The sequence below is a fragment of the Alcaligenes sp. MMA genome, from assembly GCF_020907215.1.
Classification (GTDB): Bacteria; Pseudomonadota; Gammaproteobacteria; order Burkholderiales; family Burkholderiaceae_B; genus Alcaligenes; species Alcaligenes aquatilis.
This window is the reverse complement of the sequence record NZ_JAJJPP010000001.1, coordinates 499,048-523,823: the sequence shown is the minus strand read 5'-3', so window position 1 is coordinate 523,823 and position 24,776 is coordinate 499,048. Positions and strand designations below refer to the sequence as shown.

At 56.0% G+C, this 24,776-nt stretch carries 24 protein-coding genes; 5 read left to right on the top strand and 19 right to left on the bottom strand.

What is annotated here, in order from left to right; genetic code table 11:
* Positions 1–44: 44 nt before the first annotated feature.
* From LNA76_RS02335 to LNA76_RS02325, 3 genes are all read right to left on the bottom strand, one after another.
* A complete protein-coding gene (locus LNA76_RS02335; protein ID WP_086060209.1) occupies positions 45–974 on the bottom strand; it encodes an electron transfer flavoprotein subunit alpha/FixB family protein in 930 nt (309 codons plus the stop codon).
* On the bottom strand, positions 975–1,724 hold the full coding sequence (locus LNA76_RS02330; protein ID WP_094197115.1) for an electron transfer flavoprotein subunit beta/FixA family protein: 750 nt from the start codon (positions 1,722–1,724) through the stop codon (positions 975–977).
* 85 nt (positions 1,725–1,809) lie between these two features.
* Complete coding sequence (locus LNA76_RS02325) at positions 1,810–2,733, bottom strand: histone deacetylase family protein (protein WP_162496896.1); 924 nt, start codon at positions 2,731–2,733, stop codon at positions 1,810–1,812.
* A gap of 11 nt (positions 2,734–2,744) precedes the next feature.
* Here LNA76_RS02325 and mltB point away from each other — a divergent pair, with 11 nt between their 5' ends.
* Positions 2,745–3,938 (top strand): lytic murein transglycosylase B, encoded by a 1,194-nt coding sequence (mltB, locus tag LNA76_RS02320; protein ID WP_230017807.1) that lies wholly within the window; start codon positions 2,745–2,747, stop codon positions 3,936–3,938.
* On the opposite strand, the gene cysM is transcribed toward mltB, so the two are convergent.
* The 14 genes from cysM to gyrA form a co-directional block, all read right to left on the bottom strand.
* Positions 3,935–4,840 (bottom strand): cysteine synthase CysM, encoded by a 906-nt coding sequence (cysM, locus tag LNA76_RS02315; RefSeq protein WP_094197117.1) that lies wholly within the window; start codon positions 4,838–4,840, stop codon positions 3,935–3,937. The two genes, mltB and cysM, sit on opposite strands and share 4 nt — an antisense overlap.
* Positions 4,841–4,939: 99 nt before the next feature.
* Entirely contained in the window at positions 4,940–5,326 is a 387-nt protein-coding gene (locus LNA76_RS02310; RefSeq protein WP_230017806.1) for a ComEA family DNA-binding protein, read from the bottom strand.
* Positions 5,327–5,442: 116 nt separating this feature from the next.
* On the bottom strand, positions 5,443–6,441 hold the full coding sequence (gene rfaD, locus LNA76_RS02305) for an ADP-glyceromanno-heptose 6-epimerase (RefSeq protein ID WP_094197119.1): 999 nt from the start codon (positions 6,439–6,441) through the stop codon (positions 5,443–5,445).
* Positions 6,438–7,367: a D-glycero-beta-D-manno-heptose-7-phosphate kinase gene (gene rfaE1 / locus LNA76_RS02300; RefSeq protein ID WP_094197120.1), complete on the bottom strand. Its 930-nt coding sequence runs from the start codon at positions 7,365–7,367 to the stop codon at positions 6,438–6,440. Before rfaE1 ends, rfaD begins: the two co-directional genes overlap by 4 nt.
* A complete protein-coding gene (gene lapB, locus LNA76_RS02295) occupies positions 7,364–8,611 on the bottom strand; it encodes a lipopolysaccharide assembly protein LapB (protein WP_108727675.1) in 1,248 nt (415 codons plus the stop codon). The genes rfaE1 and lapB overlap by 4 nt, the downstream gene beginning before the upstream one ends.
* A gap of 16 nt (positions 8,612–8,627) precedes the next feature.
* Positions 8,628–8,960, bottom strand: coding sequence for a lipopolysaccharide assembly protein LapA domain-containing protein (locus LNA76_RS02290; protein WP_094197122.1), 333 nt, complete (start codon positions 8,958–8,960; stop codon positions 8,628–8,630).
* A 114-nt stretch (positions 8,961–9,074) separates the two neighbouring features.
* Complete coding sequence (locus tag LNA76_RS02285; protein WP_026482971.1) at positions 9,075–9,434, bottom strand: integration host factor subunit beta; 360 nt, start codon at positions 9,432–9,434, stop codon at positions 9,075–9,077.
* A gap of 5 nt (positions 9,435–9,439) precedes the next feature.
* The gene (gene rpsA / locus LNA76_RS02280) at positions 9,440–11,158 is read right to left on the bottom strand and encodes a 30S ribosomal protein S1 (RefSeq protein ID WP_022983279.1); all 1,719 of its coding nucleotides are present in this window, start codon (positions 11,156–11,158) and stop codon (positions 9,440–9,442) included.
* A gap of 84 nt (positions 11,159–11,242) precedes the next feature.
* Positions 11,243–11,920 carry a (d)CMP kinase gene (cmk, locus tag LNA76_RS02275; protein WP_094197123.1) on the bottom strand — a complete coding sequence of 226 codons (678 nt, stop codon included), beginning with the start codon at positions 11,918–11,920 and terminating at the stop codon, positions 11,243–11,245.
* Positions 11,917–13,239, bottom strand: coding sequence for a 3-phosphoshikimate 1-carboxyvinyltransferase (gene aroA, locus LNA76_RS02270; RefSeq protein WP_230017805.1), 1,323 nt, complete (start codon positions 13,237–13,239; stop codon positions 11,917–11,919). Before aroA ends, cmk begins: the two co-directional genes overlap by 4 nt.
* Positions 13,236–14,120 carry a prephenate dehydrogenase gene (locus LNA76_RS02265; protein ID WP_094197125.1) on the bottom strand — a complete coding sequence of 295 codons (885 nt, stop codon included), beginning with the start codon at positions 14,118–14,120 and terminating at the stop codon, positions 13,236–13,238. Before LNA76_RS02265 ends, aroA begins: the two co-directional genes overlap by 4 nt.
* 326 nt (positions 14,121–14,446) lie before the next feature.
* On the bottom strand, positions 14,447–15,538 hold the full coding sequence (gene pheA / locus LNA76_RS02260; RefSeq protein ID WP_094197126.1) for a prephenate dehydratase: 1,092 nt from the start codon (positions 15,536–15,538) through the stop codon (positions 14,447–14,449).
* Complete coding sequence (serC, locus tag LNA76_RS02255; RefSeq protein ID WP_230017804.1) at positions 15,531–16,640, bottom strand: 3-phosphoserine/phosphohydroxythreonine transaminase; 1,110 nt, start codon at positions 16,638–16,640, stop codon at positions 15,531–15,533. The genes pheA and serC overlap by 8 nt, the downstream gene beginning before the upstream one ends.
* On the bottom strand, positions 16,640–19,324 hold the full coding sequence (gyrA, locus tag LNA76_RS02250) for a DNA gyrase subunit A (protein ID WP_094197128.1): 2,685 nt from the start codon (positions 19,322–19,324) through the stop codon (positions 16,640–16,642). Before gyrA ends, serC begins: the two co-directional genes overlap by 1 nt.
* Before the next feature lie 440 nt (positions 19,325–19,764).
* Here gyrA and ompA point away from each other — a divergent pair, with 440 nt between their 5' ends.
* The 3 genes from ompA (at position 19,765) to gph (ending at position 21,869) form a co-directional block, all read left to right on the top strand.
* Entirely contained in the window at positions 19,765–20,361 is a 597-nt protein-coding gene (gene ompA, locus LNA76_RS02245; RefSeq protein ID WP_094197129.1) for an outer membrane protein OmpA, read from the top strand.
* Between the two features lie 83 nt (positions 20,362–20,444).
* A complete protein-coding gene (gene ubiG / locus LNA76_RS02240) occupies positions 20,445–21,167 on the top strand; it encodes a bifunctional 2-polyprenyl-6-hydroxyphenol methylase/3-demethylubiquinol 3-O-methyltransferase UbiG (protein WP_094197130.1) in 723 nt (240 codons plus the stop codon).
* A 6-nt stretch (positions 21,168–21,173) separates the two neighbouring features.
* Positions 21,174–21,869, top strand: coding sequence for a phosphoglycolate phosphatase (gene gph, locus LNA76_RS02235; protein ID WP_230017803.1), 696 nt, complete (start codon positions 21,174–21,176; stop codon positions 21,867–21,869).
* Positions 21,870–21,875: 6 nt separating this feature from the next.
* On the opposite strand, the gene LNA76_RS02230 is transcribed toward gph, so the two are convergent.
* The gene (locus LNA76_RS02230) at positions 21,876–22,742 is read right to left on the bottom strand and encodes a LysR family transcriptional regulator (protein ID WP_230017802.1); all 867 of its coding nucleotides are present in this window, start codon (positions 22,740–22,742) and stop codon (positions 21,876–21,878) included.
* A gap of 84 nt (positions 22,743–22,826) precedes the next feature.
* Between LNA76_RS02230 and LNA76_RS02225 the strand changes: the two genes are divergently transcribed.
* Positions 22,827–24,368 carry an MFS transporter gene (locus LNA76_RS02225; RefSeq protein ID WP_230017801.1) on the top strand — a complete coding sequence of 514 codons (1,542 nt, stop codon included), beginning with the start codon at positions 22,827–22,829 and terminating at the stop codon, positions 24,366–24,368.
* Here the strand turns inward: LNA76_RS02225 and fdxA are convergent.
* Entirely contained in the window at positions 24,365–24,697 is a 333-nt protein-coding gene (gene fdxA, locus LNA76_RS02220) for a ferredoxin FdxA (protein WP_094197133.1), read from the bottom strand. The genes LNA76_RS02225 and fdxA overlap by 4 nt on opposite strands.
* Between the last annotated feature and the right edge of the window lie 79 nt (positions 24,698–24,776).

Here is a 24,776-nt window from a genome sequence, read left to right as displayed (position 1 = left end):
GAAAAAAAGCCTGCTGGAAAAGTATCCAGCAGGCCGTTTGGCGCTTAGAGCGCTTTTTCTAACTCAGGCACAGCCTCAAACAGGTCCGCGACCAAACCGTAGTCAGCCACGCCAAAAATAGGCGCTTCGGGATCTTTATTGATGGCCACAATGACCTTGGAGTCCTTCATGCCAGCCAAGTGCTGGATGGCACCAGAGATACCCACAGCCACGTACAACTGAGGAGCGACGATCTTACCGGTCTGCCCCACCTGCCAGTCGTTCGGTGCATAGCCGGCGTCCACTGCAGCGCGCGAGGCACCCAGGGCAGCACCCAGCTTGTCAGCCAGACCGTCCAGCAATTTGAAGTTTTCGGCGCTGCCCATACCACGGCCACCGGACACGACCACACCGGCACCTGCCAGTTCAGGACGGTCGCTCTTGGCTACTTCACGGCTGACGAACGTCGAACGGCCCGAATCTGCCACAGCGCTCAGCTCCTCAACAGCGGCACTACCACCTTCAGCGGCCACAGCGTCAAACGCGGTGGTACGCACGGTGATCACTTTCACGGCATCGCTGGACTGAACGGTGGCCACAGCGTTACCGGCATAAATCGGACGGGTGAAGGTGTCTGCCGACTCGACGGACAAGATGTCCGACAATTGGGCGACATCCAGCTTAGCGGCCACGCGAGGAGCAATGTTCTTGCCCGAAGCGGTGGCAGGGAACAGGATGTGGCTGTAGTTCGAAGCAATGGCCAGCACTTGGGCTGCCACGTTCTCGGCCAGACCCTCAGCCAATGCAGGCCCATCGGCCAGCAGCACTTTGCTGACACCCTGGGCTTTGGCAGCCGCCTGGGCCACGCCAGCGGCCTGATTACCCGCGACCAGAACATGCACATCACCGCCGATCTTCTGAGCGGCAGCCAGGGCATTGAGTGTTGCAGCCTTCAGCTGCTGATTGTCGTGCTCGGCAATAACAAGGATAGCCATTTAAATCACCTTCGCTTCGTTCTTCAGTTTCTCGACCAGTGTGGCAACATCGGGCACCATGATGCCAGCAGCACGAGCTGGGGGCTCGGTCACTTTCAAGGTTTTGATACGAGGAGCCACATCAATGCCCAGTTCTTCAGGAGTCAGGGTTTCCAACGGCTTTTTCTTGGCCTTCATGATGTTGGGCAGTGTCACGTAACGAGGCTCGTTCAAGCGCAGGTCAGTAGTGATCACGGCAGGCAGGCTCAGTTTCAGTGTTTCCAGGCCACCGTCCACTTCACGAGTGACCGATACGCTATCGCCCGACACTTCAACTTTGCTGGCAAATGTGGCTTGTGGCCAGTCCAGCAAGGCAGCCAGCATCTGGCCGGTCTGGTTGGCGTCATCGTCGATCGCCTGTTTGCCCAGGATCACCAACTGAGGCTGTTCTTTGTCCACCACGGCCTTGATCAGCTTGGCCACGGCCAAAGGCTGCAACTCGACGTCGGTTTGTACCAAAGTGGCCCGATCAGCCCCAATGGCCAGCGCCGTGCGCAAGGTTTCCTGGCTTTGCGCCACACCGCAAGAAACAGCAATCACTTCAGTGGCTGCACCGCTTTCTTTGAGGCGGGTGGCCTCTTCGACAGCGATTTCGTCAAAGGGGTTCATGGACATTTTCACATTGGCAATGTCCACCCCGGTTTGGTCAGATTTCACGCGCACCTTGACGTTATAGTCAACTACGCGTTTCACGGGTACTAACACCTTCATGTAATGTTCTCCAGTGCAGTCTTAAATAAAAATTGTTCTGTTGAAATAAGGCTTTGGAAGAATTCCAAAGCCCGGAGCCAATCGCCTAAAGCCCGGCGAAGGCCTTGATATGGGCCACCACGCTACGTCCCAGGGACGAGGGATCGTACCCCCCTTCCAGCATACTGACCAGACGATGTCCGGCACTGGGCGCACAGGCTTGGACCACCATGGCAGTCAATTCCGCATAATCGGCTTCAACCAGGCTTAGCTGTCCCATCTCGTCTTCACGGTGAGCATCAAAGCCTGCCGAGAAAAAGACCATTTCAGGGGCAAAAGCCTCTATGCGGGGCAAACAAACCTGCTTGAACAGATCGATAATCTGAGCAGACTTGGTGTAGGCCTCAACCGGTATATTTACCATGTTTTGCGCTGCCGGGTCCTGAAAGGAATCAGGAAAAAACGGGGACTGAAAAAAACTGCACATCAGAACTCGATCGTCGCCGGCAAAAATCTGTTCGGTTCCATTGCCGTGGTGCACATCAAAATCGACGATCAGCACCCGCTTGAGGCCATATTTTTCCAAGGCATAGGCTACAGCGACAGCGATATTGTTGAAAAAACAAAACCCCATCGCCCGCGCCCGCTCGGCATGATGCCCAGGAGGTCGTACAGCACAAAATGCACCGGCCGCCCCTTCATTCATGACGCCATCGACGGCATCCAGACCCGCCCCGGCAGCGGCATAGGCAGCTTCCAGGGTATGGGGATTCATCAGGGTGTCAGGATCGATATTGAAATACCCCTGCTTGGGCAATTGCTCTTTTAGCTTTTGCACATAAGCAGCATCATGCACCCGCAAAATATCCTCATCCGTGGCCAGCCGAGCTTGTCGCTGAGCCAGATAGGATGCCAGACCGCTGGATAGCAGTTGATCATTTATGGCATCGAGCCGCTGCGGACTTTCCGGATGCCATCGACCCATCTCATGCAAATGGCACGATGGATGGATAAAATATAGTGTCTCCATGAGGATGGATTATGTTCAGACCCACTCGAATTTTGCAAGCAGTACTGATCGCGCTGAGCACTGCCGGCTGCGCTTCCACCACTTCACAAGCTCCGTCTTCGGACACCAAACCCAATAACGGCGCGGTTTTCCTGACCCCAACAAAAAATACTGAGGCCATCACAATCAAGGCCTTAGCCGAACCCCAATCCATTCAGGCTGGCCAGTCCCGTTCTGGCCGGACACAGTTTTTAAAATTAAACGGTGAATTAAACGATGATATTGCGGCCTACGCCCAGGAAGTGGCAACAGCACGCGACATCCCATTGGATCTGGTCACTGATATTTTGCAGCAAGCCCAATATAACGAGACCGCTGCCAGATTAATGCGTCCCACCAAAGGGCGCATCAAACGCAGCTGGGTAACGTATAAAAAACGCAATGTAGACCCAGCCCGCATTCAAGGTGGCGTCCAATTCTGGCAAAAGCATCGATTGGCGCTGGAGCAGACCTCCAAAGACTATGGCGTGCCACCCTCAATTATTGTGGCCATCCTGGGCGTGGAAACCGTCTACGGAAAAATCATGGGTGATTTCAAGGTGCTGGACGCCCTATTTACGCTGGGCTTTGCCTATCCGGACGACAGTCGGCCCGAGCGCGGTCAACTATTCCGCGATCAATTGGCTGATCTGATCGAACTTCACTATCAAGGGGAGCTGGATGCCCGGATTGCTCAAGGTTCGTTCGCCGGTGCCATGGGTATGTCCCAATTCATGCCCGGCAGCCTGATACGCTATGCCGTGGACGGTAACGGAGATGGCCGCATTGATCTGCGCAACAATCCCGCCGATGCCATGGCTTCGATTGCCAATTTTTTGCGGGCACATGGCTGGGAACCTGGCTTACCCGTTTTTGCGCCGGTTGAGTTGAGTAACGCGAACAAAGGCATGGTGGACGGCGGCATCTACCCCAAGCTGAGCTGGACGCAATTGACTAATGCCGGTGCCAAAATGAAGGGCCAGAGCCACAATGCAGGCCCTTGGCAGCAGGCTCAATTAGGTGTGGTGAACCTGGTGGATGAGCCACGCAATACCACGGAGTATCGCCTGGGTACGCCCAACTTCTTTGCCATTACCCATTACAACCGCAGTTATTTTTATGCCAGCTCGGTCGCCGACCTGGCTTCCGAACTGGCTAAACAAATGGGTTATAGCAACCCTAATTAATTAAAGATGCCGGTAGACAGGTAACGGTCGCCACGGTCGCACACAATAAAAACGATCGTGGCGTTTTCTACGCGCTGAGCAACGCGCATAGCGGCCACCAAGGCACCGCCAGACGAAATGCCAGCGCAGATTCCTTCTTCAGCGGCCAGACGGCGCGTCATGATCTCGGCCTCTTGCTGGCCGATTTCCTCGAACAGATCCACTTTGGATGGATCGTAAATCTTGGGTAAGTACTCTTCTGGCCATTTACGAATGCCGGCAATTTGCGCCCCTGGTGCAGGTTGAGCACCCACCACCACAATGCCACTGTTCTGGCTGCGCAAGTAATTACCCACACCCATGATGGTGCCGGTCGTACCCATAGCGCTGACAAAGTGCGTAACCTGCCCGTCGGTTTGCTTCCAGATTTCCGGACCAGTGCTGTGCACGTGAGCTGCTGGATTGTCCTTGTTGGCAAACTGGTCCAGCACCTTGCCCTGCCCTTCGGCCTGCATCTTCAGCGCCAGATCACGAGCGTACTCCATGCCTCCTTGATCGGCGGGCGTCAGAATCAACTTCGCACCATACGCTGTCATGGACGCACGACGCTCCAGCGACAAGTTATCGGGCATGATCAAAATCATTTTGTAGCCACGTACGGCCGCAATCATGGCCAGCGCAATACCCGTATTGCCGCTGGTAGCCTCGATCAAGGTGTCTCCCGGCTTGATGTCGCCGCGACGTTCAGCCTCTTGAATCATGGAACTGGCCGCCCGGTCTTTGACCGAACCGGCAGGGTTATTGCCTTCCAGCTTGGCCAACAAGACATTACCGCGTGCCTGCCCAAACTCGCCCGGAATACGCTGCAAGCGCACCAAAGGGGTTTGGCCAACGGTATCTTCAATGGTGGGATAGTTTTTCATCGATCAATCTCTTACCTTGAACAAGAAGGCAGCCAGCTCGCACTGACTGCCCATGCAGACTCAACAAACCACTAGCTTAAAGCGAGTCTACGCCCAGAGCTACGGCTTTCTTCTTATATCCGCGCCGACCGTATTGGAAACGGCCTTGCTGGCCGCCTTGGCGGGCTCCACTTTCAAACCCGACTGCTCCATCGTAATAATCTTTTTGGCACCTATCCCTTTAACCCGGTCTGCCAAATCCTGTAGAGAATCAAAGGGGCCACCACGCTGACGTTCCTCAAGGATCAGCTCGGCCGTCCGGGGGCCAATGCCCTTGATTTGCTGGAGCTGCTGGGCATCCGCGGTATTCAGGTCGATTGCCGTCGCCAACCCCCAAGGCCCAAACAAACATAGGGCAAGCAGGACGCGCAAAACAGCACCACACCAGCGTTGCATCGAACGCAACTGGCGATTGGAAACAGGGGACGACTGGGCAGAGGTACACATGATAAAGGCTCCTTGAAAAGAAGCCTTTATGGTGCCGCCTAGATGATTGAAAAAGCGGCCAGAAGCGCGCGTTTAGCCATGCGTGGCAGCCCGCATGGACTTTCTTGTCCTGGCTCTTAACGCAGAGCGCCTGACTGAAGCAGACGACGTACGTACTCGGCCACGCCGGTCTGCACGTCATGGAAAGGCTTGTCGTAGCCAGCGGCACGCAATTGAGTCAAGTCAGCCTGCGTGTGGCTTTGATAACGGCCTTTCAAATCATCCGGGAATGGGATGTATTGCAGGAACTGTTGCGTCACCAAATCTTCCAATTCCAAGGCAGGCAAACCATCGTGTTCGCGCAAGGTGTTGACGACCGTTTGGGCCACATCATTGAATGGCTGAGCACGACCCGAACCGCAATTGAAAACACCGGACTGCTTGTCTTGACCCAGGAAATGCAGATTCACCGACACCACGTCATCAATAAAGACGAAGTCGCGCTGCTGGCCACCATCCACATAACCATCCCAACCACCAAACAGCAGCACATGACCGTCACGGCGGTATTGCAGCATATTGTGATAAGCCACCGATGCCATGCGCCCTTTGTGCTGCTCTTGTGGACCGTAGACATTAAAGTAGCGCAAACCCACCACGGGTGCGCTCAGTCTATCCAGATGACGACGCAGCACTTGGTCGAACAGGAACTTGGAATAACCGTAAACATTCAAAGGGGCTTCGTTACTAAGGTCTTCGGCGTACAGCGGGCCCGCACCGTAAACAGCGGCGGACGAAGCGTACAGGAGAGGGATGCGCTTGGCCTGGCAATACTCAAAGATTTCCAGTGTCACGCGATAGTTATTGTCCATCATGAACTGGCCATTGCGCTCGGTGGTGTCCGAACATGCGCCCTGATGCAGCACAGCTTCAATATTGGAGAACTCGTCCCGCGCCAAACGGGCACGGAAATCATCCTTGTCCATATAGTCAGCAATTTGACCATGCACCAGATTGACGAACTTGTCGCCATCGCTCAGGTCGTCCACCACCAGAATGTCGGTCACACCCTGCTGGTTCAGGCCTTTCACCAAATTGCTGCCAATAAAGCCAGCGCCACCGGTCACTACGATCATGCCAATTCCTTTGCCGTCACAATGGACGTACCCAATTTTCCGACCACGATACCACCGGCACGATTTGCCCAGCGCATGGCCTGCAACCAATCCAGGCCAGCCGCTCGCATCACCGCCAGCGTTGCCAATACCGTGTCCCCGGCACCCGAGACATCAAACACCTCTTGTGCCTGGGCATCCACATGCTCACGCCCCTGCTCGGTGAACAAGGTCATGCCTTGCTCGGAACGGGTAATCAGCAAGCATTCCAAATTCAGCTTACGACGCAAATCCTGGGCGCGTCGCATGAGATCATCTTCATCTTTCCAAGCACCCACGGCTTCCTGCATTTCCGAACGATTCGGGGTCAGAATAGTGGCGCCCTGGTAGCGCTCGTAGGTCTTGCCTTTGGGGTCGACCAAAACGGGAATATTCTTGGAGCGTGCCAAGGCAATCAGGCTTTCCACCTGCGCCAAAGCGCCTTTGGCGTAATCAGACAAAACCAGCACCTGATGCTGATCCAACAGGTCGCTCATATTTTGCTGTAGCTGCTCCAGAGCGCCGTCAGCAGGGCTTTCTTCAAAGTCCACCCGCAACAACTGCTGCTGACGACCCAGTACTCTCAACTTCAAGGAAGTGGGCATCAGAGGGTCTTGCACCCAGTGGGCCTGAACATGGTCGGCTCTCGCCAAGTCTTGCACTGTCTTGCCCGCTTCATCCTGCCCAATCACGCCAAGCAAGCTGGCTTGAGCACCTAAAGCAGCAATATTGCGCGCCACGTTGGCAGCACCACCCAAACGATCCTCCACCCGGCCCATCTTGACCACGGGGACAGGGGCCTCGGGGGAAATACGATCCACATCACCAAACCAGTAACGGTCCAGCATGACATCGCCTACTACCAGTACACGACTGGCGGCGACGGCTTCACCTGGAAACGTCATCATTTCAACTCCTCAAGGCGCCGAGGGGCATACGTCTCCCAGGAGTTGCAACCAGGACATTGCCAGTAAAAATGGCGAGCCTCAAAGCCGCAAGAACTGCAAGAATATCGATCCAGGCGCTGTGTATGCCTGTGAATCAAAGAACGCAGCAGACTTAAATCCGCGCCCGCAATAATTTGATCGACACCGACCGCTTCTGCGCCTTCGGCACCTTCTTTGCTCTGCCCTTGATCCTGGAGTTCGACTTCCAGCATCTTGTCCAGACCCAATAAAGAAGGATGGGCGCGCAAGGCATCGCGCGCAAAGGCCCAGGCCTGCAAATGGCCTTCCTGCTCACGCAGAACGCGGAACAGCACATTGAAAATATCCAGGCTGGGGTGCTGCTGATAATGACTGCGCAGCATGGCAACACCTTCTTCACCACGACCCAGCTTGCGATAACTGTCCAGCAACTCGGTAGCGTACAGACCCACATATTCGGGGGCACTGCTCAGGATGGACACCAGATAGGCACGCTCCTGCTCGTTCTGCCCTTGCATACGCGCAACACGAGCACGCAAACCAGCAACCCGAGCCTGGGAGGCATACATGCCCTGGCCAGTACCCAATTTGCGAATGGCATTATCAGCCTCGTCCAAGGCTTTGGCAGCACGTTCGAAATCAGGCTGCTTGCCCTGCAAGGCCCCCTCGGCCTGCTCACACTGGTAATGCACCAACTGCGGCACGGGCTCATCGACCAGGGCTCGCAGGCGGCGCACCGCTTCGATCGCACGTGGCCAATCATGCTCGGACTCATAAATACGAATCAAAGCGCGCATGGCCGGTATCGCAAACCGCGTTTCACGCACCGCCTCAAAAGCGGCTTCAGCCCGATCCAGCATGCCAGCTTTGAGGAAATCCTGGGCAATCTGAAACTGGGCATTTTCACGATCTGCAACAGGCAGATCGGCACGCGACAGCAAACTTTGATGCACACGGATAGCGCGCTCCATTTCGCCTCGACGGCGAAACAGGCTGCCCAGTGCAAAGTGCAGCTCGGTGGTTTCAGGGTCCAGTTTGGCCACTTCCACAAACGCATCAATGGCACGATCCGGCTCTTCATTGAGCAGGAAGTTCAACCCCTTGAAATAGGAGTCCGGCAACGTGCGGGTTTCGGACATCATTTGCCGAAAATCCACCCGTGCTGCGACCCAACCCAAGGCAAAAAGAATGGGTACAAAAACCAACCACCAGGTTTCAAAATCCACTGTTTACTCCAACGGCTTACAAAGGCGCCAAGGGGGCGACGGTCTCGGGCGCAACAGCAGCCGTATTCACAGGCGCTTGCTGCACTTGCTCGAGCCTGTCTTGCAAACGGTCCATTTCGCGGCGCAAGCGGTTGACCTCGCGACGGCGGCGCATGACTGCACCCACCATCAAAAGCAGCCCCAACACCAAGCCTAAAATAAACGCGGCCAGCATCACGACGATCAGCGGGACGTCTTGAATAATATGCTCGGCAAAGAAGCTGACCTGCACGGGTTCGGTGTTTTTCAGTGCGAACAGCAGCACAATCACAAAAACGAGCAGACGCAGTACCCAGACTAGATAGCGCATTTTTAGGGCTCCAACAGTGTTTTTATAATGTCTGATTGTACGTGCAAGCGGAATTTAGCGCACACGCAAAACAGGCCCTGTAAAGGGCCTGTGTAATCAGTGTGCAAGTAGGTCTTAACCGTGACGGACTCTCGCATTGAGCTGCTCGAAGGCTGAGGACTGGTCGTCCGCCTCGATTTGCTCTTGCTCAAGAAAGACAGAATCGACTCGCTCGCGCAACTCCTTACCCGCTTTGAAGTGAGGCACCTGTTTACCAGGCACCATCACTTTTTCACCGGATTTGGGATTGCGCCCTACCCGCGGCGAGCGGGTAGAGAGCGAAAAACTGCCAAACCCTCGGATTTCGATCCGCTGACCACTGGCCAGAGCCTGGGTCATCGAATCCAAAACCGTTTTCACGGCGAAATCCATATCGCGCAGAGCCAGCTGCGGATAGCGACTGGCCAACAACGCGATCAGCTCAGACTTTGTCACGCTGATTAACCGTCGTCACGTTGCTGCTGGTCCAGCTTGGCACGCAGCAGAGCACCCAGATTGGTCGTACCGGACGAAGCGCTGGCTTCGGTCAGGCGGGCCATGGATTGAGCGGTTTCGGCAGTATCACGAGCCTTGATGGACAACTGAATCGAACGGGTCTTGCGATCCACGCTCAAGATCATGGTTTCAATTTCCTGACCTTCTTTCAGAGCCGTCGTGGCATCTTCAACACGACCCGAGGAGATCTCGGAAGCGCGCAGGTAGCCTTCAACGTCCAGCGACAGAGTAACAACCGCACCCTTGGCTTCGACCGACTTGACGACGCCGCTAACCACAGCACCCTTGTCGTAAGTCGCTACGAAGTTGTTGAATGGATCGCCTTCCAGCTGTTTGATACCCAGGGAAATGCGCTCTTTGTCGGTATCGATACCCAGAACCACGGCGTCAACTTCGTCGCCCTTCTTGAAGTTGCGAACGGCTTCTTCGCCCGTCTCGGACCAGGACAGGTCGGACAGGTGAACCAGACCGTCGATGCCGCCTGGCAGACCAACAAACACGCCAAAGTCGGTGATGGACTTGATGCCACCGCGAACCTTGTCACCGCGCTTGAAGTTGATGGCGAAATCTTCCCATGGGTTGGCACGGCACTGCTTCATGCCCAAGGAGATACGACGACGATCTTCGTCGATTTCCAGAACCATGACTTCGACTTCTTCACCCAAGGTCACAACCTTGCGTGGGTCAACGTTCTTGTTGGTCCAATCCATTTCGGATACGTGAACCAGACCTTCGATACCGTCTTCCACTTCAACAAATGCACCGTAATCGGTCAGGTTGGTAACCTTGCCGAACAAACGGGTGTTTTGTGGGTAGCGACGTGCCAGACCGATCCATGGATCTTCGCCCAGCTGCTTGACGCCCAGGGAGACGCGGCTCTTTTCCTGATCGAACTTGAGAACCTTGGCTTCGATTTCCTGACCCACCTGCAGAACTTCGGATGGGTGACGAACACGGCGCCATGCCATGTCGGTGATGTGCAGCAGACCGTCGATGCCGCCCAGATCCACGAACGCACCGTAATCGGTGATGTTCTTGACGATACCTTTGACGATAGCGCCTTCGGACAGGGTTTCCAGCAATTTCTGACGCTCTTCGCCCATGGAGGCTTCCAGCACAGCGCGACGCGACAACACAACGTTGTTACGCTTGCGATCGAGCTTGATAACCTTGAATTCCAGGGTCTTGCCTTCGTATGGCGTGGTGTCCTTGACAGGACGCAGATCAACCAGCGAACCAGGCAAGAAGGCACGGATGCCGTTGGTCATGACAGTCAGACCGCCCTTGACCTTACCGGTGATGGTACCGTTGACCAGCTCGCCGGACTCAAGCGCTTGCTCGAGAGACAACCAGGCCGACAGACGCTTGGCGCGGTCGCGGGACAGGATGGTGTCGCCGTAGCCGTTTTCAAAGGCATCGATAGCCACGGAAACAAAGTCACCTGCTTGAACTTCCAGTTCGCCCTGATCGTTCAGGAACTCTTCCAGAGGGATCAGTGCCTCGGACTTCAGGCCAGCATTGACCAGAACGTAGTTGTGGTCAATACGCAGAACCTCGGCGGAGATAACTTCGCCGCTTTTCAGGTCTTGGTTTTTAATGCTTTCTGCAAACAAATCGGCAAAGCTTTCGCCGCCCGTTGCGTCTGTGTGAAGGTTAGTGGACATTAAATCAATCCGTTAGCCAAAATGGCCATAAAAAACACACCAGGCAGAACCCGGTGGAGTGAACAAAGCCCGATCAGCACGGGATTAGGCTGTCGGGACCGCAATACCCGACCAAAGGTCGAGCACCTTATTTACAACTTCCTGGATGCTGAGCTGGGAAGAATCCACAATGTGGGCACCCTGCGCAGGCACGAGCGGGGCATGGGTTCGAGAACGATCACGTTCATCGCGCGCACGCAAATCCGCCAAAAGACTCGTAAGATTAGCAGAAATACCCTTTTCGCTCAACTGTTTACAGCGTCTTTGGGCTCGCACTTCTGCATCTGCCAGCAAAAATATCTTTAAAGGCGCGTCCGGGAACACAACGGTGCCCATATCGCGACCATCGCCCACCAAACCGGGCGCAACGCGAAAATCCCGCTGCCGTTGCAAAAGCGCCTCACGCACCAGTGGCAGAGCTGCCACTTGCGAAGCCAGATTACCCACTTCTTCCTGACGGATAGCATCACTGACATCGTCGCCGTCCATGTAGATATGGGGGTAGTCAAAACGCACGTTCAGGTTCTGGGCGGCGTGCTGGACCTGAGCCTCGTCCTGCACATCCACACCACGACGCAGGCAGGACAAGGCTGTCAAGCGATACAAGGCACCGCTATCGAGCGTATGCCAGCCCAGCCGCTGCGCAACCAGAGAGGCAATCGTTCCTTTACCGGAAGCCGTAGGACCATCAATGGTAATGACGGGAATGCTCTGTTCTGTCATGCCTGCACCAATTGTTCAAAAACAGAAAAATACCCGGGGAACGTCTTGCTGACGCAGGCAGGATCCAGAATAGTGACCGGCACCGGGCCAAAGCTGGCCAGCGAAAAACACATGGCAATGCGGTGATCATCATAGGTTTCAATGCTGGCTGAACGCCATTGATCGGCCGCAATAGGATGCACAGTCAGCCAATCCGGCCCGGATTCCACTGTCGCGCCCAGTTTGCGCAATTCGGCCTGCATGGCATCAATACGATCCGTTTCCTTCACGCGCCAGCTGGCGATATTACGCAAGGTGCAAGGACCATCAGCAAACATGGCCATGGCCGCCGCCGTCATGGCCGCGTCGGGAATGTGGTTAAAGTCCAGATCAAAGGCCTTGAGCTTGTCGCCCTTGGCCACGGACAAGCCAGAGACAATCAGCTCGTTGGCATGGCGTTCGATACGGGCACCCATAGCCTGGGCCACATCCGCAAACTGAATATCACCTTGCAGACTTTCTGTACCCACACCCTGAATGCGCAGCGGACCACCCCCAATCGTTCCCAATGCAATGAAATACGAAGCGGACGAGGCATCGCCCTCCACGGCATACAAACCGGGGCTGACATAAGTAGCATCGGCAGGGACCGTAAAGCTGCTCCAACCGTCGCGCTCTACCTTCACACCGAAACGCGCCATCATGGCCAGGGTGATTTCAATATAGGGCTGGGAGATCAACTCCCCTTGCACTTCAATACGTAAAGGCTGGCCCGTACGAGTGGTCAACAAGGGTGCGGCCATCAACAAGGCTGTCAGAAACTGGCTGGATACCGAGCCTTTCACCGACACGTAACGCTGATCTGCTTGGGCCAACTCACCAATCGCCAGGGGAGGATAGCCTTCCGCACCCAGGTAGTGCACCTCGGCCCCCAGGCTACGCAGCGCGTCTACCAGATCACCAATGGGACGCTCATGCATGCGAGCAATACCGCTAAGATTGAAGCGCCCTCCCATCAAACCCAAGGCAGCGGTCAAGGAACGGAAAGCCGTGCCGGCATTCCCCAAAAACAGATCGGCATCGCGATGTGCAAAAGGAGCGCCACCGTCAATCACCACCACGCCCTGCCCAAGATCCTGCACCGCCACGCCCATTTGCTGCAAAGCAGCCATCATGACGCGGGTATCATCCGAGTGCAGCAAACCTTCCAGGCGGGTTTGCCCTTGGGCCAAAGCGGCCAGCAAAAGGGCTCGATTGGAAATGCTCTTGGACCCTGGCAATTGCAGTTGCCCGCTGGCACGACTGACCGGGTTCAAAACAAGACTGTCACTCTGACTCATTGCAAACCACTCCTACTTGCCCAAAAACGGCGCGCTAAAGCAGCGCGCTCTAAAAATTCGTATAAAGCCTGACCATCCTGATCCTGCAAGGCCTGTTCAGCCTGATCCAGGGCTTGGCGCACTTCCTGTAACTGCCCCAGGACAGCCTCGCGATTGCTCAGGAAAATATCGCGCCACACCTCCGGCGAACCGGCGGCAATACGGGTGAAATCCCGAAAGCCCGTCCCCGCCAAGGCGAAGCGTTGATCCGAGTTCGCACTGGAGGCTACCTGCCACATAAAGACCGAGGATAGAAAATGCGGCACATGGCTGACCGAGGCCAGCACTTCGTCGTGCGTAGCCGGGTCCATCAACATGACCCGCGCCCCGCAGGCCTCCCAAACCGCAATCAAACGTTCGCGTGCACTGACACTGTTTTCTTCCAGAGGGGTCAAAATGACATTACGGCCGTCGTAAAGATCAGCACGTGCGGCTTCCGGGCCTACGGTTTCCGCGCCCGCAATAGGGTGGCCGGGAACAAACTGGCCGATACGATCCCCCAGCGCCTCACGCGCCACACTGACCACATCGACCTTGGTGCTGCCTGCGTCGCTAATCAATGTATGGTCGCGCAAATGGGGACGCAGGCTTTTCAATGTCGAGGCCATGGCACCAATAGGCGTAGCCAGCACAATCAAGTCTGCTTGCTGCGCGGCTTGTTCCAGCGTGGCGACCTCGTCGATCAAGCCCAGCTCCTGAGCTCGTCGCAAGCTCTTCAGTTGCCTACCTACACCCAGCACTTTTCCAACAGCCCCGGAGCGCTTGAGCGCCAGAGTCAAAGAGCCGCCAATCAAACCGACTCCAACGACCGCCAGCACTGGAACCAAGGGCGGCGACGCCATAGTTTCTGATGACGCTATCATGATTAATTCCGTTCCCTCTCAGGCCGTCCATGCTGCGCGTATTGCGTGAAATAGCACCAGCAAAACCGGGATATTGATGCAGACTTTGCCTGACTGCTGCGTGAACGCCATCAAGGGGTTAAAACAATGCGCAAAGCCTCTATTCTGCCTAGCCACGTCTTAATGAAACAGAGCATCAAACGGCTGCTTAACACATGCCAAAACAAGCCGATTTTGCACAAACCACCTGTCGCAGCCCGTCCCAGCAGGCAATCAGGCCTTGAGAGGGAAAATTTCCCCACTCAGGCCTTTCTTGTTTCCGATGCTTAAAAGTCGTTTACGGGGTAAGAACCCAGAATCTTGAAAAAAGCGACTTGTTTCTTCAATTCAGCCAAGGCCGCTGCCATGGCAGGCTCGTCACGATGGCCGATCAGGTCTACGTAGAAATAATATTCCCACTGCCCTGTCCGTGCAGGACGCGACTCCAGACGAGTCATGGAAACGCCATGTACCGCCAACGGAGACAGCATGTCATAGACAGCGCCAGCCCGGTTGGGCACGGCCAGAATGATGCTGGTCTTGTCGTTGCCGCTAGGCAAGGACTCGATGTTACCGATCGCCAGGAAACGTGTGCGGTTATGCGGATCGTCCTGGATACCGGCTTCCACCACGCCCAGATTCCAGGCAGTGACAGCGGTATTACCGGCAATCGCCGCCACGGTGGGGTCGGAAGCCGCAATGCGAGCGGCCTCCGCATTGCTGGAAGCGGCTTCACGCAAAAGCTGGGGGTAGTGCTTTTGCAGCCAGTTCTGACACTGCGCCAAGGCCTGCGGATGAGCCATCACCCGAGTGACGCCTTCCATGGTGCCGGTCTGGGTCAGCAGATTGTGGTGTACACGAATCGAGCGCTCGCCCAGGACACGCAAGGGCGAGTTCAGCAAAAGATCCAAGGTGCGGTTAACCGCACCTTCGGTCGAGTTCTCGACGGGCACCATACCCACTTCTGCTTGCCCCACCTCGACGCTGCGAAAAACCTCATCGAAGGAGTCACACTGCAGGCCATCCAGAGCATGACCAAAATGTTCGTAAGCGGCTTGCTCGGAAAAAGAGCCTTGTGGACCCAGGTAAGCCACGCGCAATACGCTTTCCAGACCGCGGCAGGCAGAAATAATCTGCCCCCACACGGCTTCCACTGCGGCAGGAGTAAACGGACCATCATTTTCAGACTGCAAGCGACGCACAATACGTGCCTCGCGCTCGGGCTTGAGGATGACTTCCTCTGTATTGAAGTCCTGCTTGATCTTGCCCACTTCCAAAGCCGCACGAGCACGCTCGTTGAGCAACTCCAGGATCTGGCGATCCAGCTCATCAATACGATTGCGCCAAGGGAGCAGGCGCTCAGTTAAGGTATTAGCCATTCCGTCGTTCAAAATCAGTCATGAAATCGATAAGTGCCTGCACACCCTCCAGCGGCATGGCGTTATAAATAGAAGCGCGCATACCACCCACGCTCTTGTGCCCTTTCAGGGAGGTCAAACCCGCTGCCGTGGCCTGCTCCAGGAACAAGGCGTCCAACGACTGATCACGCAACAGGAACGGTACGTTCATGCGCGAACGGTAAGCCGGATGCACGGTATTGGTATAGAACTCGGAGGCATCCAGAAAGCCATACAAGGCCTCGGACTTGGCCGCATTGCGGGCCTGCATGGCCGCCACACCACCCTGGCGTTCCAGCCACTTGAACATCAGGCCAGCCATGTAGATCGAGTACGTAGGCGGCGTGTTGAACATGGACTGTTGCTTTTCGATGTTGGCGTAATTGAACGCCGACGGGCACAGATCCATGGCATGGCCCAACAAGTCCCTGCGTATCATCATCAAAGCAATACCGGACATGCCAGCATTTTTCTGGGCACCCGCGTAAGCAACCGACACGCGCGAGAAATCAATCGGGCAGGACAAGATATTGGACGACACGTCGGCAACGACGGGGACATCCAGCTTGGGAATATCGTTGAACTCTACGCCACCAATGGTTTCATTGGTGCAGACGTGCAAGTAAGCTGCGTCCGGGCGCACATCCCATTGGGAAGGCTCGGGGAACCAGGTCCAGGGCGCCCACTCCTTGCCCTGGTCCTGCCAAGTCTGTCCGCTGGTGCCGGCAACACGAATGTCACCGTAGCGCTGAGCCTCTTCGCAGGACTTGACCGACCAGCTGCCCGAAAGCACGTAGTCGGCCTTGCCACTGCCATTGCGCTGGATCAGGTTCAAAGGCAGCAGGCCATTCTGGCCCTGTGCCCCACCCTGCACAAACAACACGGCGAAATCATCCGGCACGGACAGCAAAGAGCGCAAATCGGCTTCTGCCTCGTCACGCACCCCCATATAGTCCTTGCTACGGTGGCTCATTTCCATGATGGACATGCCTGTGCCGTGCCAATCGGTCATTTCAGCGGCAGCTTGTTCCAGCACCTCCAACGGCAGCATCGACGGGCCTGCCGAAAAATTCCATACACGCATTACTCGTTTTCCTCGCCAGAAGGGTCCGCCTGATCTTGGGCGGAATCAGTTTGATTGTCCTGCTCAAGACCTTCTGGCGCCTGACCGTCTTCGCCCAGCTCGGCGTCGACCTCGTCATCGGTCTCTACCACGCGGTACACACCAGACAGTTCGCTGTCGTCATCGACGCTGATCAAGGTCACACCTTGCGTTGCACGACCCATTTCACGGATCTCGGCCACACGCGTCCGAACCAGCACACCCGCGTTGGTAATCAACATGATTTCGTCGGTTTCACGAACCAGGACGGCACCTACGACCTTGCCGTTACGGGCCGAAGTCTGGATGGCAATCATGCCCTTGGTGCCGCGACCGTGACGCGTGTATTCGCCAATCGGAGTGCGTTTGCCAAAACCGTTCTCGGTCGCGGTCAGCACGGATTGCGTTTCGTCCTCTGCCACCAGCAAGGCGATCACGGACTGCCCCTCTTCCAGAGTCATGCCGCGTACGCCACGGGCGGCACGGCCCATTGGACGTACATCGCCTTCATCAAAGCGCACCGCCTTGCCGGCGTCAGAGAACAACATGACGTCGTGAACACCGTCGGTTAGCTGAGCCCCGATCAGGTAGTCGCCCTCGTCCAGACCCACAGCGATAATGCCGGCCTTGCGAGGGTTGGAGAAGTCGGACAGCGGGGTCTTTTTGACCGTGCCGCGCGAGGTTGCCATGAACACGAACTGATCTTCGCTGAATTCCTTGACGGACAACACCACGTTGATCTTCTCGCCCTCTTCCAGAGGGAACATATTGACGATAGGCCGGCCACGCGAGTTGCGTGAACCTTGTGGCACTTCCCAGACCTTGAGCCAGTACACACGGCCACGGTTGGAGAAGCACAACAGGTAATCGTGCGTGTTGGCGATGAACAGCTTGTCGATCCAGTCGTCCTCTTTCATGGTGGTGGCCTGTTTGCCACGGCCACCACGACGCTGAGCTCGGTATTCAGACAGCGGCTGGCTCTTGATGTAGCCGGTATGCGAGAGAGTCACCACCATATCCATCGGGGTGATCAAGTCTTCGGTATCCAGTTCGGTCGCGTTGTGCTCGATTTGTGAGCGACGAACATCCTTGCCGGTCGCCGAGAACTCGTCGCGCACGGCGATCAGCTCGTCGCCAATAATGGCGGACACACGGGCGGGACTGGCCAGGATGTCCAGCAAGTCGGCAATCTTGTCCATAACCTCGCGGTACTCGTTAACAATCTTGTCCTGCTCCAGGCCGGTCAAGCGCTGCAAGCGCATGTTCAGAATTTCCTGGGCCTGAACGTCGCTCAGACGGTACAGACCTTCCGAGCCCATGCCGAATTCGGCACCCAGATTATCCGGACGATAAGCCTGACGGCCACCCACAATGGCGCTGGTATCAGCACGGGCCAACATCTCGCGCACCAGACCGGAATCCCAGGAACGAGCCATCAGCTCGACGCGGGCAACCGGCGGCGTAGGAGCGGCCTTGATGATTTCGATGAACTCATCAATATTAGCCAGGGCGACAGCCAGACCTTCCAGCACATGACCGCGCTCACGCGCCTTGCGCAGTTGAAACACAGTGCGACGGGTGACCACTTCACGTCGGTGACTAAGGAAGTAATCGACCAACTGTTTCAGGTTAAGCAAACGGGGCTGGCCATCGACCAGTGCCACCATGTTCATCCCGAAGGTCTCTTGCAACTGCGTGTTCTTGTAGAGGTTATTCAGCACCACTTCCGGCACTTCGCCACGCTTGAGCTCAATGACCAAACGCATACCGTCCTTGTCGGACTCGTCGCGAATATCGGAAATACCCTCGATGCGCTTTTCGTTGACCAGCTCGGCAATGCGTTCTTGCAGCGACTTCTTGTTGACCTGGTAGGGGATGGCGTCGACCACAATGGCCTGACGGTTGCCCTTTTCCATGTCTTCAAAGTGCGTACTGGCGCGCATGATGACGCGGCCACGACCGGTGCGATAGCCTTCACGCACACCGGACATGCCATAAATAATGGCGCCAGTCGGAAAGTCGGGAGCCGCAATGTATTCGATCAGTTCATCGACCGTGCACTCGGGGTGGCTCAGGCAATACAGACAGCCATTGACCACTTCAGCCAGGTTATGCGGTGGAATATTGGTAGCCATACCCACGGCAATACCCGAGCTGCCATTCACCAGCAGGTTGGGCAGACGCGAGGGCAACAGGGCCGGTTCTTTTTCGCTGCCATCATAGTTGGGCACGAAATCCACGGTTTCCTGGTCAATATCGGCCAGCAGTTCGTGGGCGATCTTGGCCAGACGGATTTCGGTGTAACGCATGGCTGCGGCGTTATCCCCGTCGATGGAACCAAAGTTACCTTGCCCGTCGACCAGGGTGTAGCGCATGGAAAAGTCCTGCGCCAGACGCACGATCGTGTCATAGACGGCAGAGTCACCATGAGGGTGGTACTTACCGATAACATCACCGACGATACGAGCCGACTTCTTATAGGCACGATTCCAGTCGTTATTGAGTTCATGCATGGCGAACAGAACACGGCGATGCACGGGCTTCAAACCATCTCGCACGTCGGGAAGAGCACGGCCCACAATCACGCTCATGGCGTAATCGAGGTAGCTGCGGCGCATCTCCTCTTCAAGCGAAACGGGAAGCGTCTCCTTGGCAAAGGAATCCATAGGTCAATTCTTTATAGATATGGGTTAAGCAGTAAGCCAGCCGTAAACGGACAAGGAGAAATTCTAGCACTTTCACATAGAGGGACGCAGCGTCGCGCGGCGACAAGGCAGGTGATAGGTGATTGAAAGGGTCGATCCATCAAAAATCCGCCATCCACTAAACGTATCGATCAGGAATTGGGGAAGCGACGCCACCCACCTCCTGTTGCCTAAAACCAACAATAACAGGAAAGAACAAGGCTAATTCCACGCATCTTCGCGAATCGTTCCTTGTCCCCCTCACGCATAAGGCCGAAATGTCTTAAGATTCGACCTAACACGCATGAAACCCAGCGCAAGCAAGTCTTTGTTCCGTTCAAAGGATTGCTATACTGGTTCCGTTAATCAGCGGCAGGGGTTCGCTGCGGTCACTTAACAGCATCAGCTCAACGAGGAGAAATATGAACAAACCCTCCAAAATCGCACTTGTACTCGCCATTGCCGCCGCATCGGCTACTAGTGCAGTTTCCGCACAAGAGTCCGGCGAAGTTAACAACTGGCGCAATCCGTTCGGCGACGTTTGGAAAAACGGCACCAACGAACTGTGCTGGCGCAACAACTTCTGGACACCTGCTACAGGTATTCCAGGTTGTGACGGTGTGCCCGTTGCCCAAGCCCCCGAAGCTCCTGTCGTCGCTCCTACCGTCACTAAAGTGACCCTGAACGCTGACACTTTCTTCGACTTCGACAAATCCACCATCAAGCCAGAAGGCCGCCAGGTTCTGGATCAAGTGGCTGACACTGTTCAAGCCATCGATCTGGAAACTCTGATCGCTACCGGTCACACTGACTCGATCGGCGCTGAAGCTTACAACCAGAAGCTGTCCGAGCGTCGCGCCAATGCTGTTAAAGCATACTTGGTCAACAAAGGCGTACCTGCTGACCGTATCTACACCGAAGGCAAAGGCGAAGCCAACCCCGTGGCGTCCAACAAGACCCGCGAAGGCCGTGCTCAAAACCGTCGCGTAGAAATTGAAATCGTGGGCAACCGCAAGTAATTCTTGCTGCATCACGTATTTCTGTAGCTAAGGCTACAATTAAGGCTCCGCTTTTGCGGGGCCTTAATTTTTTTGGATAAGCCATGACCGCTTCCACTGCCACTAACCTCAATGTCGATCCCGCAGAGATCGATAAATTCAGTGCACTGGCATCCCGCTGGTGGGACCCAGACAGCGAGTTCAAACCGCTGCACGCCATCAACCCTTTGCGTCTGGACTGGATTCTGTCCTACACCGGCTCCCTGGCGGGCAAGCAGGTATTGGACGTCGGTTGTGGGGGCGGGATTCTGTCAGAAAGCCTGGCTCAGTCCGGTGCCGACGTCACCGGCATTGACCTGGCCGAGCGCTCCTTGAAGATTGCGCGCTTGCACAGCCTGGAATCGGGTGTGCCGGTCAAATACGAAATGATCAGCGCCGAAGACATGGCCGATCAGCACCCGGAGCGTTTTGACGTCGTCACCTGCATGGAAATGCTGGAGCACGTCCCTGATCCGGGCTCTATCATCGCGGCCTGCGCCAAGCTGGTCAAACCTGGTGGCTGGGTCTTTTTCTCAACACTGAACCGCAACCCCAAGTCCTTTTTGTTTGCCATTGTGGGCGCCGAGTATCTGCTGCGCCTGATCCCCAAGGGCACGCATAGCTATGAAGGTTTCATCAAACCCAGTGAGCTGATTTCCTCGGCCCGTCGCAGCGGTCTGGATGCCCTGGCCCTCAAAGGTCTGGAATACAACCCGATTACCGAGCACTACCGCCTGTCCGGTGACACCTCCGTCAACTACCTGCTGGCCAGCCGCCGCCAACGTTAAGCACTAATGAATAAACTGGTTCTATTCGATTTTGACGGCACCTTGGCCGATTCCGCGCCGGATCTGGCAGCTACAGCCAATCGTATGCGCAAAGAGCATGGCCTGCCTGAGCTGCCTTACGACGCGTTGCGTCCGTATGCCTCACACGGAGCCCGCGGTCTGCTCAAGGTAGCACTGGATATCAACACTGATCATCCAAACTATGCTCAGTTGCGAGCACAGTTTTTGCAGGACTATCACGATCACATGACAGAGTTGACCCATCTGTTTGAAGGCGTGGCCCCCATGCTCACACAGCTGGAGCAAGCAGGTTACACCTGGGGCATTGTCACCAACAAGCTGGAATACCTGGCCTTGCCGCTGATTCGTCACCTTGGCCTGAATCAGTCGTGTGCCGTTACGGTAGGCGGGGATACCACCCAACATACCAAGCCGCATCCCGAGCCCCTGCTGTACGCTGCAAAACAAGCCGGCTTTGCGCCGGCAGACTGCCTGTATGTGGGCGATGACCTGCGTGACATTCAAGCAGGTCAGGCGGCTGGCATGGCAACCATGGTTGCCGCCTACGGCTATTGTGCTGGCGACGACAGTATCAGCACCTGGCAGGCTGATCTGACCGTGCACCACGCCAGCGATATCTGGGAAGGCGTAGAACGCTGGGCGAACGGCCAATTGCCGACCCCCACCCCGCTGGCCTGCTAATCAGACTTAAGGCAGCAGCTCCGACAGGCGCTGCTGCATCCACACAGCCACCGGCGCCAACGATTGCCCCTGTCGCCACAACATCTGCACTGACAAAGGCGGCAAGGCTAGCTCCTTGCAATGTAGCTGCGCCAATTTATTGCGCAAGCTCTCGTACTCCGCAATATTCAAGGGCAAAATCGCCCAGCCCAAGCCGTCAGCCACCATATCGGCAATCACATAAGAACTGTCCGAGCGCCATACGCTGGGGCTGACCACCGTTTGTTCCACCCCTTCGATATGAATCAGCAACTGTCTATGCGCTGTCAGTTCCTTACGGCTGACCTGCTGTTGGCTGGCTAGCTGGTGCGTACGCGCAACACAAATCGCCTGAGGCACCGCACCGATATAGCTCTGCGCAAAAGAGCTGACATCGGCCCCACGATCAAACTGAATGGCTACATCGGAGCGCCCTTCACCGAGATAATCCATAACCTCGGCCGCCGTCCCGTTCCAGATCGTCAACTCCAGAGCAGGCCAACGCACCGCCAGCTCTTTCAGCAATAAACGCAGTGGTCCTTGCGGCAAAGCCTCATCCAGACCGATTTCCAATCGGGCCGACTGCCCCTGAGACAAGTCCAGGGCACGGCGATTCAACCCGTCTGCCTGGCGCAACAAAGCCTTGGCTTCGAGCAACATGATTTCACCTGGTACCGTCAGGCTCAGGGTTCGGCGCGAGCGATCGAACAGCTCCAGGTTCAAGTCGGCCTCTAGCAGGGAAATTGAGGTGCTGACGGCAGACTGCACCTTGCCCAGCTCTTTGGCCGCGTGCGTCATGGAGCCAGTTTCAGCCACGGCCACAAAGTGTCGGATACGTTCTAAAGTCCAATCCATTCATCTATTTTATAGATGCTAATTAACTTTGTCTGTTGATAATATTGATAGATCATAGTGGCTTTCCTACCCTTCTGGCGTTCTATGCTGCACAGCTCGATTACCCATCAAGCCCAAACTGCCCCCCTGTCTCCAAGCCGTCGCTGGTTGATCCTGGCGATTGTGTCGGCAGCCCTTTTATTGATTGTGGTGGACATGACGGTGCTCTACACCGCCCTGCCACGCTTGACACATGATCTGCATGCCTCGGCCTCGGACAAGCTCTGGATTGTCAACAGCTACGCCTTGGTCGTGTCCGGCCTGCTCCTGGGCATGGGCACCCTGGGCGACCGTCTGGGTCACAAACGCCTGTTTCTGTGTGGCCTGGCCACTTTTGGACTGGCCTCGATCGCGGCAGCCTATTCCCCCAACCCGACCGCCCTGATTGCCGCACGCGCGTTTCTGGGGGTGGCGGCAGCCATGATGATGCCGGCCACCTTGTCGCTGATCCGCATCACTTTTCACGATGAGCGCGAACGTGCCGTGGCCTTTGGTGTCTGGTCGTCAATTGCGTCGGGCGGGGCCGCTTTTGGCCCAGTCCTGGGCGGCTTCTTGCTGGAACACTTCTGGTGGGGATCGGTCTTTCTGATCAATGTCCCGATTGTGCTGATCGCCTTGCCTATGGGCTGGCTGCTGGTCCCCAGATCCGCGCCCAATACATCCCGCCCCTGGGACATCAAAGGCTCGTTGCTGATCATGGTGGGCCTGGTTGCCAGTACCTTGGCAATCAAAGAAATGGGCAAGTTGCACATCAACTGGGGGCTAGTCGCTCTCGCCCTGCTTATTGGCATTGCCTTTCTAAGCTGGTTTGTCCGTCAACAAAACCGCAGCCCTTTTCCTTTGCTGGATTTTTCCCTGTTCAAGGACGCCACGCTAAGCACCGCCGTGCTCTCTGCCTTGACGGCCTCGGCCGCCCTGATTGGCATGGAACTGGTTTTTAGCCAACGTTTGCAATTGGTACTGGGTTTCTCGCCCTTAGAGGCAGGTCTGGCGATTCTGCCCTTGCCCCTGGCCGCTTTTGTATCAGGGCCCCTGGCTGGCCGCCTGTTGGTTGTCATTGGCAGCAAACATCTGTTGATCGGCTCTCTGAGCCTGGCGGGAACGGGCATGGCCGCCTATTTGCTGTGGCATAACAGCGCGCAGTATCTACAAGTGACCAGCCTTGTGATGCTTGGTCTGGGCGTTGGTGCGGCCATGACCGCCGCTTCCAGCACCATCATGCAAAGCGTGCCGCCTTCGCGCGCCGGGATGGTAGCTTCAGTTGAAGAAATGTCTTACGAGCTGGGTGGGGCACTGGGCGTGACCATTATGGGCAGTTTGCTGTCCTTCGTATACAGCACCAGCCTGATCTTGCCGCAGGAGTTAAGTGATCGCCCATTGGCCTACGACAGTCTGGACCAAGCCTTGCTGGTGGCAGAAACCATGCCGCAGAATCTGGCCCTCACCTTAAGTGAGTTGGCTCGCGATTCTTTTGATAAAGGCTATGTTGCCGTGCTGGCCAGTTGCACGGCCTTACTGGTGATGGCGGCCTTGGCTGTCTGGTACTTCCAGCGCAACAAAAGCAGCCACGCGAGTTCTGCCTATTAGTCTTTTTGCAGCAGCGCCAACTTGTCGGTCTGAGTGGCCCAGTACTCATGGTCCGGCAAGGGCGCTTTTTGTTGACTGATGCGTGTCCAGGCCGGGTTCTCGCTCAAAGTTCGATTCAGCTCGACATAGACCTGCTGTTCGGACGTCACGTCCTGATCACTGACAATCGCCCCCACGGGGCATTCGGCCACACAAATGGAGCAGTCAATACATTCATCAGGATGAATGACCAGGAAATTCGGGCCTTCAAAAAAACAATCCATGGGACACACCGTCACGCAATCGGTGTACTTGCACTGGATACAGGCTTCCGTCACTACATAGGTCATGACACGGCTACTTCAACAAATAAAGACGGGGCATAGCATAACAGCTGAACATGAATATCATGTGTTCGCTGTCGGCCAT

Bases quoted from the DNA above. Each gene is read 5' to 3' on its own strand.
- LNA76_RS02335 (WP_086060209.1), bottom strand. From the start codon at position 974: ATGGCTATCCTTGTTATTGCCGAGCACGACAATCAGCAGCTGAAGGCT.
- LNA76_RS02330 (WP_094197115.1), bottom strand. From the start codon at position 1,724: ATGAAGGTGTTAGTACCCGTGAAACGCGTAGTTGACTATAACGTCAAG.
- LNA76_RS02325 (WP_162496896.1), bottom strand. From the start codon at position 2,733: ATGGAGACACTATATTTTATCCATCCATCGTGCCATTTGCATGAGATG.
- mltB (WP_230017807.1), top strand. From the start codon at position 2,745: ATGTTCAGACCCACTCGAATTTTGCAAGCAGTACTGATCGCGCTGAGC.
- cysM (WP_094197117.1), bottom strand. From the start codon at position 4,840: ATGAAAAACTATCCCACCATTGAAGATACCGTTGGCCAAACCCCTTTG.
- LNA76_RS02310 (WP_230017806.1), bottom strand. From the start codon at position 5,326: ATGTGTACCTCTGCCCAGTCGTCCCCTGTTTCCAATCGCCAGTTGCGT.
- rfaD (WP_094197119.1), bottom strand. From the start codon at position 6,441: ATGATCGTAGTGACCGGTGGCGCTGGCTTTATTGGCAGCAATTTGGTG.
- rfaE1 (WP_094197120.1), bottom strand. From the start codon at position 7,367: ATGATGACGTTTCCAGGTGAAGCCGTCGCCGCCAGTCGTGTACTGGTA.
- LNA76_RS02290 (WP_094197122.1), bottom strand. From the start codon at position 8,960: ATGCGCTATCTAGTCTGGGTACTGCGTCTGCTCGTTTTTGTGATTGTG.
- rpsA (WP_022983279.1), bottom strand. From the start codon at position 11,158: ATGTCCACTAACCTTCACACAGACGCAACGGGCGGCGAAAGCTTTGCC.
- cmk (WP_094197123.1), bottom strand. From the start codon at position 11,920: ATGACAGAACAGAGCATTCCCGTCATTACCATTGATGGTCCTACGGCT.
- aroA (WP_230017805.1), bottom strand. From the start codon at position 13,239: ATGAGTCAGAGTGACAGTCTTGTTTTGAACCCGGTCAGTCGTGCCAGC.
- LNA76_RS02265 (WP_094197125.1), bottom strand. From the start codon at position 14,120: ATGGCGTCGCCGCCCTTGGTTCCAGTGCTGGCGGTCGTTGGAGTCGGT.
- pheA (WP_094197126.1), bottom strand. From the start codon at position 15,538: ATGGCTAATACCTTAACTGAGCGCCTGCTCCCTTGGCGCAATCGTATT.
- serC (WP_230017804.1), bottom strand. From the start codon at position 16,640: ATGCGTGTATGGAATTTTTCGGCAGGCCCGTCGATGCTGCCGTTGGAG.
- gyrA (WP_094197128.1), bottom strand. From the start codon at position 19,324: ATGGATTCCTTTGCCAAGGAGACGCTTCCCGTTTCGCTTGAAGAGGAG.
- ompA (WP_094197129.1), top strand. From the start codon at position 19,765: ATGAACAAACCCTCCAAAATCGCACTTGTACTCGCCATTGCCGCCGCA.
- ubiG (WP_094197130.1), top strand. From the start codon at position 20,445: ATGACCGCTTCCACTGCCACTAACCTCAATGTCGATCCCGCAGAGATC.
- gph (WP_230017803.1), top strand. From the start codon at position 21,174: ATGAATAAACTGGTTCTATTCGATTTTGACGGCACCTTGGCCGATTCC.
- LNA76_RS02230 (WP_230017802.1), bottom strand. From the start codon at position 22,742: ATGGATTGGACTTTAGAACGTATCCGACACTTTGTGGCCGTGGCTGAA.
- LNA76_RS02225 (WP_230017801.1), top strand. From the start codon at position 22,827: ATGCTGCACAGCTCGATTACCCATCAAGCCCAAACTGCCCCCCTGTCT.
- fdxA (WP_094197133.1), bottom strand. From the start codon at position 24,697: ATGACCTATGTAGTGACGGAAGCCTGTATCCAGTGCAAGTACACCGAT.